Source organism: Hymenobacter sp. ISL-91 (genome assembly GCF_018613725.1).
Classification (GTDB): domain Bacteria; phylum Bacteroidota; class Bacteroidia; order Cytophagales; family Hymenobacteraceae; genus Hymenobacter.
Genome location: NZ_JAGGPS010000009.1, coordinates 195,909 through 211,564 on the forward strand (window position 1 = coordinate 195,909; position 15,656 = coordinate 211,564).

Below are 15,656 nucleotides of genomic sequence, written 5' to 3' on the forward strand. Positions count from 1 at the left end.
ACAGCAGGAGCTGCTGGCGCTGGTGGTTCCCTTGCTGAAGTCCTTGCATTTTGTGCCCGCCCGCGCCGACCGTCGGGGCTGCGGGCAGGAACGTTGGACGATGCCGGTAACTTTCCGCTGACCGTGGGGTACGCCTTTACAGGATACGCACTTGTCAGCTGGGCAGTAAAACCACGGCTGGCGAAAATTCGCCCTTTTCCTGGTCAACCATGGCAAACCGGTTTCGTTTGCTCCCCCGAAAATTCGGGCTAATTTTGACCCTATTCAATCCAACGACGACGACGACGCAGATGGCCGAACTCATAAAAATGCCCAAGATGAGCGACACGATGACCGAAGGGGTTATTGCGGCGTGGCTCAAAAAAGTAGGCGATAAAGTAAAATCCGGCGACGTGCTGGCCGAGGTGGAAACCGACAAGGCCACCATGGAGCTTGAAAACTACGAGGATGGCACGCTGCTCTACGTCGGCCCCAAGGAAGGTGAGGCGGTAGTAGTAAATGGCCTGCTGGCCGTAGTAGGTAAAGAAGGCGAGGACATTACGGCCCTGCTGAAAGACGCCCAGGCCGAAACCACCAAACTCGCCGCCGGCGAAACCGAAGACGCTCCGGCCGTTGAGGCCCCAGCTTCGGCCGCTGCCTCTGAGGCTCCTAAGGCTGCTGCGCCGGCTCCGGCTGCTCCTGATCCTGCCAAGGCGGAGGCTCCCAAAGCTGCTACGGCCCCGGCCGGCAATGGCAAGAAGGCTACCGTTATCCGGATGCCCAAAATGAGCGACACCATGACCGAGGGCACTATTGCCGGCTGGCTGAAAAAGGTGGGCGATAAGGTGAAATCGGGCGATATTCTGGCCGAGGTGGAAACCGACAAGGCCACTATGGAGCTCGACAACTACGAAGACGGTACGCTGCTCTATATCGGCCCCAAGGAAGGCGAGGCCGTGCCCGTTGACGGCGTATTAGCCATCATCGGCGAGGAAGGAGCCGACGTGCAGGCCCTGCTCGGCGGCCAGTCGGGCGGCACGCCCGACGCGGGCGCTGCTCCGGCAGCCGATACCGCTGCTGAGGCCGCTGCCCCTGCTTCCGCCTCTACCTCGGCTCCGGCCCCAGCGGCCGCCGAAGCTGCGCCAGCCGCTACCGGAGGCCGCATCTTCGCCTCGCCGCTGGCTAAAAGCATTGCCAAGGACAAAGGCATCGACCTGCATACCATTAAAGGCTCAGGCGAAAACGGCCGCATTGTATCCCGCGACCTGGAAGACGTAGCCGCTTCGGCTGCACCCGCCCAGTCCGCCACGCCGGCTGCTGCCCCGGCTGCTCAGCCCGCTGCTGCTCCGGCTCCAGTGGCTGCCCAGCCGGCTCCGGCCGCTTCGCCTGCTGCTCCAGCCGCCCAGCCCGCCGATGGCACCTACACCGATACACCGGTGTCGCAGATGCGCAAGGTCATTGCCCGCCGTCTCTCCGAAAGCCTGTTTACGGCCCCGCATTTCTATCTGACGATGGAAATTCTGATGGACCGGGCCATGGAAGTGCGCACCCAGCTCAACGGCCTCTCGCCCGTTAAGCTCAGCTTCAACGATTTGGTTATCAAGGCTGCCGCGGTAGCTCTCAAGCAGCATCCGGCCGTGAATTCCTCGTGGCTGGGCGACAAAATCCGCCAGAACCATGTGGTGAACATTGGGGTAGCCGTGGCCGTGGATGAAGGCCTGCTGGTGCCGGTGGTGCGCAACGCCGACGGCAAAGGCATGTCGCAGATTGCCACCGAGGTGAAGGAACTGGCCGGCAAGGCCAAGAGCAAGAAGCTGCAGCCCGCCGAGTGGGAGGGCAGCACCTTCACCATCTCCAACCTGGGCATGTTCGGCATCGACGAGTTTACCGCCATTATCAACCCGCCCGATGCCTGCATCCTGGCCGTGGGCGGCATCAAGCAGACCGCCGTGGTGAAAGATGGTGAACTGGCCGTGGGCAACGTGATGAAAGTAACGCTCAGCTGCGACCACCGCGTAGTAGACGGCGCTACCGGCGCGGCCTTCCTGCAGACGCTCAAGAGCCTGCTCGAAGACCCGCTGCGGATGCTCATTTAATCTTTAGTTGTTAGATACTGGTTGTCAGTTGTCAGTCCGATTCCGGAATGGCAACTGACTTCCGTTTTTACTGACAACTGACAACTGACAACTGACAACTATCAACCGACAACTACCGATATGAAAATCCGCTCTACAACCGTTCTGGGCATCCGCCACAACGGCGAAGTGGCCCTCGGGGCCGACGGCCAGGCCACCATGGACAAGCACGTAGCCAAAAGCAACGTGCGTAAAGTGCGTAAGCTGCACGACGGCAAAGTGGTTACCGGCTTTGCCGGCTCCACGGCCGATGCCTTTATGCTGCTCGACAAGTTCGAGGAGAAGCTTTCGGGCTATAACGGCCAGCTACGCCGGGCCGCCATCGAGCTGGCCAAGGAGTGGCGCAAAGACCAGTACCTGCGCAAACTCGAAGCCATGATGGTGGTTTGCGACAAGGACGAGCTGCTCATCATCGCCGGCACCGGCGACGTGCTGGAACCCGACAATGACGTGGCCGCCATCGGCTCGGGCTCGATGTACGCGCAGGCCGCCGCCTTGGCCCTCAAGAAGCACGCCCCCCACCTCACGGCCCGCCAGATGGTGGAGGAAGCTCTGCACATTGCCGCCGACATCTGCATCTACACCAACCACAACCTCATGATTGAGCAGCCGGCGTAGCTTTGGCTGTTAGCTGACAGCTATTAGCTGTTAGCTTCCGTAGAGAAGCAGCAGATATATCCATTCAAAAAGCTATCAGCTAACAGCTGACAGCTAAAAGCTTAAAAAATATGCAAATCACCAACTTCCTCAAGCATCACTACCGCCACTTCAACGCCGCCGCCCTGATTGACGCGGCCGAGGGCTACAACAAGCACCTGGCCGACGGCGGCAAAATGATGATTACGCTGGCCGGCGCCATGAGCACGGCCGAAATGGGCATTCAACTGGCCGAACTGATCCGGCAGGATAAAGTGCAGATTATCAGCTGCACCGGAGCCAACCTCGAAGAAGACATCTTCAACCTGGTGGCCCACGATTTCTACGAGCGGGTGCCCAACTACCGCGACCTGACGCCCGCCGACGAGCAGGCCCTGCTGGAGCGCCACATGAACCGCGTAACCGACACCTGCATCCCCGAAGAGGAGGCCATGCGCCGCCTCGAGCACTCGGTGCTCAAGTTCTGGGAGAAGGCCGACAAGGCCGGCGAGCAGTATTTCCCCCACGAGTTCTTCTACCAGATTCTCAAGTCGGGCGAGCTGGAGCAGTACTACCAGATTGACCCCAAGGACTCCTGGATGCTGGCCGCGGCCGAGAAAAACCTGCCCATCATCTGCCCCGGCTGGGAAGACTCCACGCTGGGCAACATCTTCGCCGGCCACGTTATTTCGGGCGACATCCAGAACGTGCACACCGTGCGCACGGGCATCGAGTACATGATTTACCTGGCCGGCTGGTACACTGAGCAGGCCACCGACGAAAGCCCAGTCGGCTTCTTCCAGATTGGCGGCGGCATTGCCGGCGACTTCCCCATCTGCGTAGTGCCCATGCTGCACCAGGACCTGGGCCGCACCTCGGTGCCGCTGTGGGGCTACTTCTGCCAGATTTCGGACTCGACCACCAGCTACGGCAGCTACTCGGGCGCCGTGCCCAACGAGAAAATCACCTGGGGCAAGCTGGGCCAGGACACGCCCAAGTTCATCATCGAGAGTGACGCTACTATTGTAGCGCCGCTGGTATTTGCGATGGTGCTAGGGCAGTAACGCGAACTTTGTAGTTCGCGCCCCCGCGCCATTGGGGTCGTTCTGACACGCGAACTACAAAGTTCGCGTTACTCACCGGTCACCGCAATCAAGTCAAAAAAGGCCCGCCGCTGAACTTCAGCGGCGGGCCTTTTTTGGTAGTTTTAAGTAGCAGATAGCTAGAATAAAGTGCTTTGATTCTGGGCAACGGCAAATGAAAATCATGGTGTCGCTGACGCCTCCACAATTTCGGCCAGCAACTCGGCTTCGCGTTGCAGGCCGGCAAGGCGGGCTTCGAGCAGCAGCCGGGCCGTGGCCCCGCAATGCTCGCGCAGCTGGCGGCGGGCTTCCAGCTCGAAAATAGTGAGCCAGGCCGCTTCATCCTCCGCATCATCAACTAGGCCAGGGTAGGCCCGCAGGGCCGGCGTCGCCGCTAGCCGGGCCACGTACGGAGCCGCCCGCTGCTGCAATTTTACCAGTTGCAGCTCCAGGCCCTGAATCTTCGCCTGGCACTGGCGCAGCCGGTAGCCCAGCTCCGCCAAGTCAGGGGGCGGCTCGGGCAGGGCGGGCGGGGTCGGAAAGCTACCGCCTGTGCCATCGTACACCAAGCCCTGGACGGCCAGCGTCAGGCGCAACTCTTGTACCCCGGTTGTGGCAGTGGGCGCCTGGTAGCCCCGTTCAGCCAGCGCCAGACTCGACCGGGGCACGCCCAGCCAGTCGGCCATCCTATCCTGCGAAAGCCCGAAGCGGGTACGAAGCGCGTGCGTGTCCATAAGTGAGAAGATACGTTGATATTGCGTTCAAACAATTTCGGGGCAAACAATTTCAAATTGTTTGCCCCGAAATTGTTTGAACGCCTAAACCGAAGGCAGTAGGGGGAAACCAGCTCCCCAATGATGCAAGCGTAAGCTGTTCGGTGAGACTAGTACGCCGACGAAGCTGCCGGATTCAGCCAGCTGTACTAAACAGGCCCGTCGCTGACGTGCAGTAGCGGGCCTGTTTGTGTGCTAATCAAAGTTTGATTTACGCAGGAATATGAATCGTGAAGCCGAAATCATAGGTGCGTCGCGAGTCTCCCATCTTCGTCAAAAGAGCATCTGCTTCAACGGCAATGCTTTTCCACAATGGATTTGAAACAATTTCATCCCAGGTCCAAAGCACATCGGGAATAGCATCAACTTCGTGTTTGAACGCCAGCAAATCCCCTCTCAATGTTTCGCTAACCTTGCCAGTAGCAAAAACGCTATCAAAAGCCGGATAACGGAATGCGTAGTCAAAATCAGATGCCCGCTCAAATTCGGGGTCAAATACTGGCCCCGCCAAGCTATAAAGGTAAGCGGGCGACGCGGCGAAAAGCACCAGTGAGTTGTATAGGCAGGAGTAGTAGTAGGCTGCTTCACGCTGCTCTTCTTTCGTGAGTTGCATAGCCGAAACTGTTACAGGATTACCGAAGCTACGCCATTTCCGCCACTTCAACCTCCTTCGGCATCTCCACGGCTTCAAAGGCCTGACCCAAATCCAGCATTAAATCCTGGGGGTCTTCTACGCCGATGCTCAGGCGAATCATTTGGGGGGTGATGCCCATTTCGTGCTGGTCTTCGAGGGTGATGTCGGAGTGGGTCATGGTGCCGGGGTGCTCGGCCAGGCTTTCGGTGCCGCCCAGGCTTACGGCCAGCTTGATAAGCTTGAGGGCGTTCAGGAACCGGAAAGCTTCGGCCTCGCCGCCCTTGATGTCGAACGAAATCATGGAGCCCGGCGAGAGGCACTGGCGGCGGTAGATGTCCTGCTGGGCGGGGTTGCCTTCGAGGTGGGTGAGGTAGTGCGTGCGCTCGACCAGCGGGTGCTCGCGCAGCCAGTCGGCAATAACCTGGGCCGATTGGGCGGCGCGCTCCATGCGCAGCTTCAGCGTTTCGAGGCTGCGCATCAGCATCCAGCCGGTGTTGGGGTCGCACATGGTGCCCATGAACGTGCGCATGGCCTTGATTTCCTTCATCAAAGCGTGGCTGCTGAGCGCAGCGCCGGCAATGAGGTCGGAGTGGCCGCCCAGAAACTTGGTGGCCGAGTAAAGCACCACGTCGGCGCCGTGCTTGAGCGGGTGCTGGAATACGGGCCCCAGGAAGGTGTTGTCGACCACGAAGCGCACGGGCTTGTCGGGCGTGCTGTACTGGCGGGCCAGGGCGGCGCAGGCGTCCAGGTCGATGAGGTGGTTGGTGGGGTTGGCGGGCGTTTCGACATACACCATGGCCAGGCAGCCGGGGGCAATGGCGGCGGCCTGGGCCTGCATTTCTTCGGGGCTGGCGCTGGGCCGGAAGCCCACGGCCTCGATGCCGAACTTGCGCAGCACGTTTTTCAGGAAGAAGTCGGAGCCGCCGTACACGGGCTCGGAGTGCAGCACTACGTCGCCGGGCTGCAATAGCGCCAGCAGCGTGGTACTGATGGCGGCCATGCCCGAGGCGAAGGTGGCGGCTTCCTCGGCCTCGTCCCAGAGCGTGAGGCGGTTTTCGAGGATTTCGAGGCTGGGGTTGTTGAGGCGCGAATAGATGAGGCCCATTTCCTCCTCGGGGCCCTGCTGGCGCAAGCCGTAGGCCAGCTCGAAGAAGGCCTTGCCCTCCTCGGCGTTCTTGAACACGAACGTGGACGTCTGGAAAATGGGCGGTTTGATGGCCCCTTCGCTCCAAGCCGGCGTGTAGCCGTAGCTCATCATCAGGCTCTCGGGGTTCAGGCGCTGCCCGTTGATGTGGGCGTGGTCGGCGGGGTTGGTCATGGGGTGGGATTTGGTGGATGGGTGGGAAATGGGGGTAGCCCAAAGGTACCGATTCTGCCAACCTTCCCTAAATCTGTCGTCCTTTCCGGGCCCAACCGCGTACCTTGGCCTACCACCGACCTTTCCCCGCCGCGCCATGTCCCTCGATACCTACACCTTCCTGCAGCACACCACCGACGCCGAAAAGACGACCGTGTACACCCGCGGCGAAGACGAGGACGGCGACGAAATCCTGATTCCGCACCCGGCCCTGCTCATTGCCCAAACCGCGCACCAGAAGCTCTACATCACCCTCGAAGCCCGCCGCCGCTACCTCACCCACACCCAAATCCCCGGCGAAGACGAACCCGAAATCGACTTCCTGCGCGACTACGAAGAAGTGGAAGCCCTGCTCGAAGATGCCGGCCTCGACGGCATTCACGACGGCGAGCAAGGCATCCTCTACCACAACCTGCTGTTCCTGCTGATGAACCCGTGAGGGGTGGTGAGGAGGTGATGGGGTGAGGAGGTGATGGGGTGTCATTGCGAGCGGAGCGAAGCAATCCGACCGTACAAAACGACAAGCCCCGACAAGCAATAAGCCCCTGACTAACTGCAAGGCAACGGGGGCTTAGTATTACCTCAGGGTTTTGCGCGCTACCCAAACGCATTGCTTCGCTCCGCTCGCAATGACACCCCATCACCTCCTCACCTCCTCATCTCCTCACCCAGACTCACCGCCCTTTATAATCTGCCCGCAGGCCTTCGTAAATCCAGTTGGCGAGGGCCTGGCGGTTGTCAGGGAGCAGGAAGCGGGGCTGGTCGCGGGCGTTGTGGATGTTGCCCAGCTCCATGAAAACGGCCGGCGCGTGGCTGGTGCGCACTTCGTAGAGCGAGCTGCGGGGCAGCACGTTGCCCGAGTAGGGGCGGTTGGGCTGGGCGCGGGCGTAGCGGCTGGTGAACACCCGGTGGATGTTGGTAGCCGTGCGCAGGCCCGCTTTGCTGCTGGCGTGGTGATAGAAAAACACGTCGATTTTCTGACCCTGGCTGCGGCTATCCACGTGCAGCGACAGCAGCCGCTGGTAGGCGCCTTTGTGGCGGGCGTACAGCTGGTTGGCCTGCACCATGCGCTGGCGCAGGCGGGCCAGCTGGTTGAGCGGAATGCGCTGGCGCGGATAAGTCAGCTCGTCGCGGTCAATTTTGAGAAACTGCTCGTCGCGGATGCCGTCGTTGGGGTCCTGCACCAGCATGTACACGGTGGCGCCGTGCTCCATCAGCACCCGGGCCAGGCGCAGCGTTACGTCGTAGGCGTATTCGTCTTCAGCCAGCAGATGCTTGCCGTACTTGCCCACCGCGCCGGGGTCGGGGCCGCCGTGCCCGGGCGAGAGGTAGAACACGGCCCCGCGCATGGTGCGGTCGAGCACCCGCACGCGGCTGTATTTGGGGCCGAAGATGGGCGCGTGCAGCACCGAAGCCGAGCTGCCGGCCTGGGACGCCGGCGCAGCCGCAGGAGTCGCCGATTTACCGCGGGCCGGCAGGCGGTAGCTGCGACCCGCCACCAAGCCATTGCCGGCCGTCAGGCGGCCCCGGTTCAGGCTTAAAAACTGTAGGAAGTGCCGCGACTCGGACAGACCATTACGGCGGAGCAGGGCGTGGGCTCCCTCGCCGGGCCGGGCCACGGCCGTGGGGCCGCGCTGGCTGAAAACGGGGACGGCGAAAAGACAGAACAGGCAGAAAAAAGCAACGAAACGCAAAAGCACTAATCTAACAGACGAAACCAAACGCTGCGCGGCCGCAAAAACCGGGCAGCAAACGGGCAGCGGGTAAAACGGGCAAAACCGTGCTGCCGCTAGAAGCGGAACAAAGGCCGCTCGGGGTTCCAGATGCCCCACGGAATCATAAGCAGCACGATAACCAGCGCCACCGAAAACCAGATGAAAGCTTTCTTGTGCTTGAGCACCGGATCGGCGGCTTTCTTCGACACGATGCGGCCCACCTGCGCAATAATCACGGCCAGGATCATGCCCACCAAGTGTTCCATGGCGAAGAAACGGCTTGTGGCGTCCTTCATCACGGCGCCGCCGGCCGTTTCGAAGGCCTTGGCACCCACCGGGCTCACGAAGTACAGAATTAGGCCCAGCAGCAGCTGCAGGTGCATCGAGCCCACAAACGACGCGCCCATGCCGTTGTCGGCACCCGTGAAGGGGCTACGGTTCTGCCAGCCCGAGAAAGCCCGAAAAATGGCAATCAGACCAAAAACGAGTACAAGCCAGCGGCTCCAGGAATGAATGAGTAGCAGGGTAGGGTACATAGAACAGGGAATTGGTGAATGGCAAAGGTCGGGGCTGGCGGGCAGTTTTGCACGCCGGCAGCTAAGCGCCGGCCCGGCGGGTAAAAACTGGGCGTTTGGCAATTAGTTGCAGCCCGGCAGTGGCTGGTTTTCGGTGCCCAGCAACACCGGGGCTGTTGGCTGCTCATGCCCTCCGAAGCCGAATATTTTTTCGGGGGTAAATTTTTCGCCTTCCTGGCGCAGGATGGCCAGGTTGGTGATATGAAGCTTTAAATCGAAGGTCTGCTGGTTGAGGTACTGCATCACCGGGCCCAGCAGCTCGGGCGTGGTGTCGTGCAGGGCCAGCGAAATATGCGGCAGCCAGCAGTCGTGGCCGCTAAACCTGTCGGTGCGCAGGCACAGCGGTGCGGTGGCCTGCCGCACGCGGTGGTGGAGCTGGTTGAGGGCATCGGAGCGCAGTACCGGAATATAAATGACGGGATTGGGCCCCGGAAAAATGCCCAGTCCGGTAGTGTGGGCCTCGAACGGGCGGGTGTTGCGGGCCACCTCGTGCAGCACCTGCCGCAAAGCCGCGCCCTTGCGCACGCCCGCCAGCTGGTAGGTAATATGCGGGTCGGGCGTGGCCTGTACATCATCAAGGCCAAACTCGGTTTCCAGGCTACGGATGATGGAATTGATGCGGTCGGCGTTCTGCGGATTGAGCAGCGAGGTTATAGCGAGCATCGGCGAAGGGGCTGAAAACACGGTCAAAATAGGAGCAGACGGCTAATAGGTAAAATATGAAGCTACTTAAAAAATGAGGGAACGTCATCTTCAATGGGTGTTCGCTTGTCGAAGCATAGCCTTCCCTGCGCCTTTCAAATAGGGTGAATAAGTACAAAGCAAACCACTTACTACGCCGCATGGAGCGGGGAGGCCGTGGAGGCCACTTCGGTTCTGGCAGCGGGTGGCAGCGGGCGGTAGCAGCGAAGATACTCGTCGCGAAATTACAGCCGGGTTTCAAGCCGCGCCGGCCTTATATTGATGCCCTAAACCCACTCGCTTCTATGAACCGTCGAATCTTTCTGCGCCAGGGCTCCCTCACCGGCCTGAGCCTGTCCGTTCTTTCGCTGGCCGCCTGCTCCGCGCCCACCGACAAAGCCCCCGCCACCTCCGGGGCCGATGAAGTTGCCTCCGGTGCCGCATCCGTCGCTCCCGAAGCCGCCGACTTTGCGCTGCTCGAACTTACGCTGGCCGAGCTGCAGGACAAGATGACCCGGGGCGAAATGACCTCGCGCGCCATTACCGAGCTGTATCTGGGCCGCATCCAGGCCCTCAACCGCCAGGGCCCGAAGCTGAACGCGGTGCTGCTCACCAACCCCGAGGCCCTCGACCTGGCCGCCGCCCTCGACCAGGAGCGGAAGCAGGGCAAAATCCGGGGGCCGCTGCACGGCATCCCCATTCTGCTCAAAGACAACATCGACACCGCCGACCAGCAGCCCACCACTGCCGGCTCGCTGGCTCTGGCCGGCCACAAGGCGAAGCAGGACGCCTTTATCGTGCAGAAGCTGCGGGCGGCCGGGGCCGTAGTGCTGGGCAAAACCAACCTCAGCGAGTGGGCCAATTTCCGCTCGACGCGCTCCACCAGCGGCTGGAGCAGCGTGGGGGGCCAGACCAAGAATCCCTACATCCTCGACCGCACGCCCAGCGGCTCGTCGGCCGGTTCGGGCGCGGCCGCGGCGGCCAACTTCTGCGCCGCCGCCATCGGCACCGAAACCGACGGCTCGATTGTGTCGCCGGCTTCGTGCAGCGGGCTGGTGGGCGTGAAACCCACGGTGGGCCTCTGGAGCCGCGCCGGCATCATCCCCATCTCGGCCACCCAGGACACGGCCGGCCCCATGACCCGCACCGTGCACGACGCGGCCCTGCTGCTGGGCCCGCTCGCCGGCCCCGACCCACGCGACCCGGCCACCCAGGCCGGCACCGGCAAAGCCGCCCCCGACTATACCACCTTCCTCAAGCCCGATGCCCTGAAAGGCCAGCGCCTGGGCGTGGAGAAAGGCCACCTGAAGGGCTCCTCTGAAGCCGTGCCGCTGCTGCTGGCGGCCCTGGAAGTGCTAAAGGCCCAGGGCGCCACCATCGTGGAGGTGGAAGTGGAGAAGCTCACCGACCCGCTCGGACAGGCTGAGTACGACGTGCTGCTTTACGAGTTCAAAGACGGCGTGAACCAGTACCTGGCCACGGCCGGCGCACCGGTGAAAACGCTGGCCGACGTCATCAAATTCAACACTGAAAATAAGGACAAGGCCATGCCTTTCTTCCAGCAGGAAATCCTGGAAGCCTCCCAAAAGCTCGGCGACCTGAAAACCCCCGCCTACCAAACGGCCCTGAAAAAGTCGCAGGGTGGGGCCCGTGCCGCCCTCGACGGCGTGCTGCAGAAGAACCGACTGGCTGCCATCGTGGCCATCACCAACGCCCCCGCCCGTTGCATCGACCTGATAAACGGCGACTCGGGCGGTGGACCAGGCTTCTCGTCGCCAGCCGCTATGGCGGGCTACCCGCACGTTACGGTGCCTATGGGCCAGGCCCACGGCCTGCCGGTAGGTCTGTCGTTTGTGGGCGCGCCCTGGCAGGAAGGGCCCCTGCTGGGTCTGGCCTACGCCTACGAGCAAGCCTCGAAGAAGCGCGCGGCTCCCGAATTCAAGGGGCCGTTCGTGGGGTAGGGGCCGCTAGCACGGTGTAGAGACGCATCCTTGCGTCTCAGCGTTGCTGACGTTGCTTATGCTATTCGGCGTAGTTGTATCGTTCAACGCTGAGACGCAAGGATGCGTCTCTACACCGTGCTGGTTCGTTTAAGAACAGCGCATTCGTTGCTGGCGGCTGCCTCGGCGCGCCCGACTGGATTATCGAAATCGTGAGCCCCGGCAACGTGGCCCGCGACACCCGCGACACCCGCGACACCCGCGACACCCGCGACACCCGCGACACCCGCGACAAGCTCGAACTCTACCAGGAAACCGGCGTGCGCGAATACTGGATTGTGCTACCCGAACAGCAGAACGTGCTGGTGTACCTACTCGACGACGCTACGGCCCGCTACGAGCTGCGCGGCGAATTCCATACGCCCGGCCCTATTCCGGTGGCCACACTGCCGGAGTTGCAGTTGGAGTGGGCAGAGGTGTTTGAGGGGGTGTAGTTATGACAGCTAACCTCATGTTCCTCCACTGTTATCGCCATGAATATCTGGTTTCTGCGTTGGTTTTTTCTAGTTGTTTTGTGCTTTCACCCTCTCATAGTCAGCGCTTACAATGAGAGTGAAGGCATTGCTGTACTTGAATCAATAAGGTTATTTCTCTTCAAAACCGCTGTTGTAATCTTGATTATAATGGGGTTGGTATTCTGGAAAGGCAATCTTAGAGCATCCAGAAGTTCGCCCAAGCAACGGCGAAGCGCCATTATCGGCGCAGTGCTTATATGTATTTTTATTTTTGGATTAATAGGCCTGATAACGCTTGTTCTATAAGACACAGGTTACAGATAGTAGCATTGGCGCTATGCAAACCCGTACCTTTGCGGCTTCATAGCTTCCCCGCATAGCCCGCATAGATAGTAGATGATTTCCATTTCCGACCTCGATTTCCATTTCGGCTCGCGTACGCTCTACGACAAGGCCAGCCTGCACATCAAGCCCAAGGATAAAATCGGGCTGATTGGTCTCAATGGCAAGGGCAAATCCACGCTGCTGCGCATTCTGGTGGGCGAGTACAAGCCCGACGGTGGCTCCATCTCGATGAGCAAGGACGTGAGCCTGGGCTTTCTGAACCAGGATTTGCTGAGCTACGACTCGCACGAATCCATCCTGCTGGTGGCCATGCAGGCCTTCGGTGAGGCGCTGGATATCCAAAAGAAGATTGATGAAATCCTGCTGGAGTTCGAAACCAACTACTCCGACGAGCTGGTAGAGAAGCTGGCCGATGCGCAGGAGCGGTTCGAGTCGCTGGGCGGCTACACCATGCAGGCTCGCACCGAGGAGATTCTGGAGGGCCTGGGCTTCACCACTGAGGAGCTGCAACGGCCCTTGAAGCTGTTTTCGGGCGGCTGGCGGATGCGGGTGATGCTGGCCAAAATCCTGCTCCAGCAACCCTCGCTGCTGCTGCTCGACGAACCCACCAACCACCTCGACCTGCCCAGTATTAAGTGGATTGAGAACTACCTGGCCGGCTACGAGGGCGCGGTGATTATTGTCAGCCACGACCGCGAATTCCTCGACCGCACCACCAACACCACCGTGGAGGTAGCCGGCGGCAAGCTGGTGCCCTACGCCGGCAACTACAGCTACTACCTCGAAGAAAAGGAGGAGCGCAACGCCATTCAGAAGGGCGCTTTCGAGAACCAGCAGGCCCAGATAAAGCAGGCCGAGCGGTTTATTGAGCGTTTCAAGGCCAAGGCCAGCAAGGCCAAGCAGGCCCAGAGCCGCGTGAAAGCCCTCGACAAGCTGGAGCGCGTGGAGGACGTGGCCTCGGCCGATGCCAAGGTGAACATGAAGTTCAACTTTACGGTGAACCCCGGCCGCCACATTCTGCGCATGGAGCACGTGAGCAAGAAATACGGCGAGAAAATCATTTTCCGCGACACCACCGTGCACATCGAGCGGGGCGACAAAATCGCGCTTATCGGGGCCAACGGCAAGGGCAAGTCCACGCTTATGCGGCTGGTGGCGGGCCAGGAGGCGCCCACCAATGGCAACCACCAGCTGGGCCACAACGTCATCATGTCGTTCTACGCCCAGCACCAGCTCGAAAGCCTGCGCATCGAGAACGAGATTCTGCAGGAGATGATTGAGGCCGGCTCGAAGCGCAACGAAATGGAGCTGCGCTCGGTGCTGGGCTCGTTCCTGTTCTCGGGCGAGGAGGTGTACAAAAAAATCAAGGTGCTGAGCGGCGGCGAGAAAAGCCGGGTGGCGCTGGCCAAAACCCTGATTTCGGAGGCCAACTTCCTGCTGCTCGACGAACCGACCAACCACCTCGACATGCAGTCGGTCAACATCCTGATTCAGGCGCTGGAGCAGTACGAGGGCACCTACATTGTCATCAGCCACGACCGGTTCTTCGTGGAGAACGTGGCCAACAAAATCTGGTTTATCGAGGACTACCAGCTCAAGGAGTACCCCGGCACCTACGCCGAGTACGAGCAGTGGCAGGAAGACCGGGAGCGAGACGCCAAGAAGGCCGGCCTGCCGTCGCCTTCGGCCAATAAGCCCCTACCCAAAGAGGAGCCTAAAGCCGACCTTTCGCCCGCTAAAACTCCGTCGCCCGACCAGAAGAAAGCCCTGAAAGAACTGGCTGAAGTAGAAAAGAAAATCGACGAGCGCGAAAAGGAATTGGCCGAGTACGAAAAGCAGCTAGCCGACCCCAAAATCTACGACAACGCCGCCCAGCTAAAGGACGCCACCCTCAAATTCGAGCAGGTGAAAAAGGAGCTAGCCCAGCTGAACGACCGGTGGGAAATGCTGGCCGAAGTGTAGCCGCGACAACGCTCAGAAACTACCGGCCCCGCCCGACGCTACGTGCTTCGGGCGGGGCTTTTGCGTAGAGCATTAAATTATTTCCGCCCTTTGGGCGCCTGTTTCCACGGCAAACCATCAGTAGGTTGTCCGCCTGCTGTAAGTAGGAGCTTGATTGAGGGCGCGCTTCCGAAGGCCTGTACAGGTCTGGCCATCAGCTACTCTCGGCCTTCACCAATACGATGCAGGCAGGGGCAGGAGCAGCTTTTTTAGATCTTCTCCACCCCCTTCCTAATCCCAGGCGCGTATTAGGTGCTAGTATGCCTGTACCAACTTCTCTTACGGCCACAACTGGCTTCGCCCGGCGCTACTCCTACGCGGCAGTGCTAGGGGCCGTAGTCGTGGGCCTGCTCGCCCCAGAGGCCGCCCCTTGGCTGCTGGCCCCGGTGCTGTTGGGCGGTATGGTGGTGCTGGGTGTGGCCCACGGTGCCTGCGACCAGTTTGTGGTGCCGGCCACCCACCCAGTGCTGGCGCGCAGCCGGGGCCGGTATTGGGCGGGCTTTCTGGCGGGCTATCTGGGGCTGGCGGCTGCCGTGGGCCTCTTGTGGTGGTGGCAGCCGGTGGCGGCGGTGGTCCTGTTTTTCGGGCTTACGGCCTAGCACTGGGGCTCGGGCGATGCCCCAACCAAGGCCCGCCACCGCAGCCAGTGGCTGGCCCATAGCCTGCTGCGGGGCACGCTGCTGTTTGCCGTGCCCCTCTGGCACTGGCCCACCGAAACCCTGGATATTGTGCGGGGGCTGCTGGCGCTGGCCGGGGCGGCCAATCTGCCTGCCGCGCCCGGCCTCTTGAGCGTGGGCTTGCTGCCAGCGGTGTTGGTGGGGCTGCTGCTGCTGTGGCTGAGCTATTACTGGCAGCAGCAGGGGCAGCTAGCCCGCACCGATGCCTTGGAAACTGGCTTGCTGATTGTATTGCTGGTGGTGCTACCGCCGGTGCTGTCGGCGGGCGTGTACTTCGTTTTCTGGCACAGCCTGCACCATGTGCTGCGCATGAACCAGCTGATGGACCGTAACCTAACTACCCCGCGACGCAGCCTGTGGGCCGAACTGCGCTTCTTCTTGCGCCGCTCAGCGCCGTTGCTACTCATCAGCCTGACGGGGCTGGTAGTGGTGTTTGGCCTGGCCTGGACCCGGACCGCCAGCGGCCCGGTGCTGGTGAGCCTGGCGCTGCTTGCTGCTTCCGTGGTCACGCTCCCGCACGCCCTGCTCGTTACGCTGGGCATGGATGCGGCGCAGTGGAAGCCCCGACACTAGGTCCGGGTTGGCTGCCTTAGGAACTGTTCTCAATTAAG

The 15,656-nt window shown here is 61.1% G+C and carries 13 protein-coding genes and 1 pseudogene; 8 read left to right on the forward strand and 6 right to left on the reverse strand.

All coding sequences use genetic code 11. The annotated features are described in order from the left end of the window. Positions 1 to 290: 290 nt before the first annotated feature. The 3 genes from J7E24_RS05430 to J7E24_RS05440 all read left to right on the forward strand — a co-directional run bounded on the left by J7E24_RS05430 (position 291) and on the right by J7E24_RS05440 (position 3,814). A complete protein-coding gene (locus J7E24_RS05430; protein ID WP_215135917.1) occupies positions 291 to 2,075 on the forward strand; it encodes a pyruvate dehydrogenase complex dihydrolipoamide acetyltransferase in 1,785 nt (594 codons plus the stop codon). 120 nt (positions 2,076 to 2,195) lie between these two features. Further along, positions 2,196 to 2,732, forward strand: a complete 537-nt coding sequence (gene hslV / locus J7E24_RS05435) for an ATP-dependent protease subunit HslV (RefSeq protein WP_215135919.1) — start codon at positions 2,196 to 2,198, stop codon at positions 2,730 to 2,732. A 110-nt stretch (positions 2,733 to 2,842) separates the two neighbouring features. Then, positions 2,843 to 3,814 carry a deoxyhypusine synthase family protein gene (locus J7E24_RS05440; RefSeq protein WP_215135920.1) on the forward strand — a complete coding sequence of 324 codons (972 nt, stop codon included), beginning with the start codon at positions 2,843 to 2,845 and terminating at the stop codon, positions 3,812 to 3,814. 200 nt (positions 3,815 to 4,014) lie between these two features. On the opposite strand, the gene J7E24_RS05445 is transcribed toward J7E24_RS05440, so the two are convergent. From J7E24_RS05445 to J7E24_RS05455, 3 genes are all read right to left on the reverse strand, one after another. Then, positions 4,015 to 4,566, reverse strand: a complete 552-nt coding sequence (locus J7E24_RS05445) for a helix-turn-helix domain-containing protein (protein WP_215135922.1) — start codon at positions 4,564 to 4,566, stop codon at positions 4,015 to 4,017. Between the two features lie 250 nt (positions 4,567 to 4,816). Further along, positions 4,817 to 5,218 (reverse strand): hypothetical protein, encoded by a 402-nt coding sequence (locus J7E24_RS05450; RefSeq protein WP_215135925.1) that lies wholly within the window; start codon positions 5,216 to 5,218, stop codon positions 4,817 to 4,819. A 28-nt stretch (positions 5,219 to 5,246) separates the two neighbouring features. Then, entirely contained in the window at positions 5,247 to 6,557 is a 1,311-nt protein-coding gene (locus J7E24_RS05455) for a cystathionine gamma-synthase family protein (RefSeq protein ID WP_215135927.1), read from the reverse strand. A 136-nt stretch (positions 6,558 to 6,693) separates the two neighbouring features. Between J7E24_RS05455 and J7E24_RS05460 the strand changes: the two genes are divergently transcribed. Further along, the gene (locus J7E24_RS05460) at positions 6,694 to 7,035 is read left to right on the forward strand and encodes a hypothetical protein (RefSeq protein WP_215135929.1); all 342 of its coding nucleotides are present in this window, start codon (positions 6,694 to 6,696) and stop codon (positions 7,033 to 7,035) included. Between the two features lie 235 nt (positions 7,036 to 7,270). Here the strand turns inward: J7E24_RS05460 and J7E24_RS05465 are convergent, their stop codons facing one another. The 3 genes from J7E24_RS05465 to J7E24_RS05475 all read right to left on the reverse strand — a co-directional run bounded on the left by J7E24_RS05465 (position 7,271) and on the right by J7E24_RS05475 (position 9,549). After that, positions 7,271 to 8,296, reverse strand: a complete 1,026-nt coding sequence (locus J7E24_RS05465) for an N-acetylmuramoyl-L-alanine amidase family protein (RefSeq protein ID WP_410779718.1) — start codon at positions 8,294 to 8,296, stop codon at positions 7,271 to 7,273. Between the two features lie 89 nt (positions 8,297 to 8,385). Further along, the gene (locus J7E24_RS05470; RefSeq protein WP_215135933.1) at positions 8,386 to 8,847 is read right to left on the reverse strand and encodes a hypothetical protein; all 462 of its coding nucleotides are present in this window, start codon (positions 8,845 to 8,847) and stop codon (positions 8,386 to 8,388) included. 102 nt (positions 8,848 to 8,949) lie between these two features. Then, positions 8,950 to 9,549, reverse strand: a complete 600-nt coding sequence (locus J7E24_RS05475; protein WP_215135935.1) for a 2'-5' RNA ligase family protein — start codon at positions 9,547 to 9,549, stop codon at positions 8,950 to 8,952. 323 nt (positions 9,550 to 9,872) lie between these two features. Here J7E24_RS05475 and J7E24_RS05480 point away from each other — a divergent pair, with 323 nt between their 5' ends. The 4 genes and pseudogenes from J7E24_RS05480 (at position 9,873) to J7E24_RS05500 (ending at position 15,618) form a co-directional block, all read left to right on the forward strand. Further along, entirely contained in the window at positions 9,873 to 11,528 is a 1,656-nt protein-coding gene (locus J7E24_RS05480; protein WP_215135937.1) for an amidase, read from the forward strand. A gap of 74 nt (positions 11,529 to 11,602) precedes the next feature. Continuing rightward, positions 11,603 to 12,001, forward strand: a complete 399-nt coding sequence (locus J7E24_RS05485; RefSeq protein WP_215135939.1) for a Uma2 family endonuclease — start codon at positions 11,603 to 11,605, stop codon at positions 11,999 to 12,001. A 417-nt stretch (positions 12,002 to 12,418) separates the two neighbouring features. Next, entirely contained in the window at positions 12,419 to 14,329 is a 1,911-nt protein-coding gene (locus J7E24_RS05490; RefSeq protein ID WP_215135941.1) for an ABC-F family ATP-binding cassette domain-containing protein, read from the forward strand. A 440-nt stretch (positions 14,330 to 14,769) separates the two neighbouring features. Then, positions 14,770 to 15,618 (forward strand): annotated as a pseudogene (locus J7E24_RS05500) (Brp/Blh family beta-carotene 15,15'-dioxygenase). Positions 15,619 to 15,656: the final 38 nt, after the last annotated feature.

Excerpts from the sequence above, each read along its gene's own strand:
- J7E24_RS05430 (WP_215135917.1), top strand. The coding sequence starts at position 291 with ATGGCCGAACTCATAAAAATGCCCAAGATGAGCGACACGATGACCGAA.
- hslV (WP_215135919.1), top strand. The coding sequence starts at position 2,196 with ATGAAAATCCGCTCTACAACCGTTCTGGGCATCCGCCACAACGGCGAA.
- J7E24_RS05440 (WP_215135920.1), top strand. The coding sequence starts at position 2,843 with ATGCAAATCACCAACTTCCTCAAGCATCACTACCGCCACTTCAACGCC.
- J7E24_RS05445 (WP_215135922.1), bottom strand. The coding sequence starts at position 4,566 with ATGGACACGCACGCGCTTCGTACCCGCTTCGGGCTTTCGCAGGATAGG.
- J7E24_RS05450 (WP_215135925.1), bottom strand. The coding sequence starts at position 5,218 with ATGCAACTCACGAAAGAAGAGCAGCGTGAAGCAGCCTACTACTACTCC.
- J7E24_RS05455 (WP_215135927.1), bottom strand. The coding sequence starts at position 6,557 with ATGACCAACCCCGCCGACCACGCCCACATCAACGGGCAGCGCCTGAAC.
- J7E24_RS05460 (WP_215135929.1), top strand. The coding sequence starts at position 6,694 with ATGTCCCTCGATACCTACACCTTCCTGCAGCACACCACCGACGCCGAA.
- J7E24_RS05470 (WP_215135933.1), bottom strand. The coding sequence starts at position 8,847 with ATGTACCCTACCCTGCTACTCATTCATTCCTGGAGCCGCTGGCTTGTA.
- J7E24_RS05475 (WP_215135935.1), bottom strand. The coding sequence starts at position 9,549 with ATGCTCGCTATAACCTCGCTGCTCAATCCGCAGAACGCCGACCGCATC.
- J7E24_RS05480 (WP_215135937.1), top strand. The coding sequence starts at position 9,873 with ATGAACCGTCGAATCTTTCTGCGCCAGGGCTCCCTCACCGGCCTGAGC.
- J7E24_RS05490 (WP_215135941.1), top strand. The coding sequence starts at position 12,419 with ATGATTTCCATTTCCGACCTCGATTTCCATTTCGGCTCGCGTACGCTC.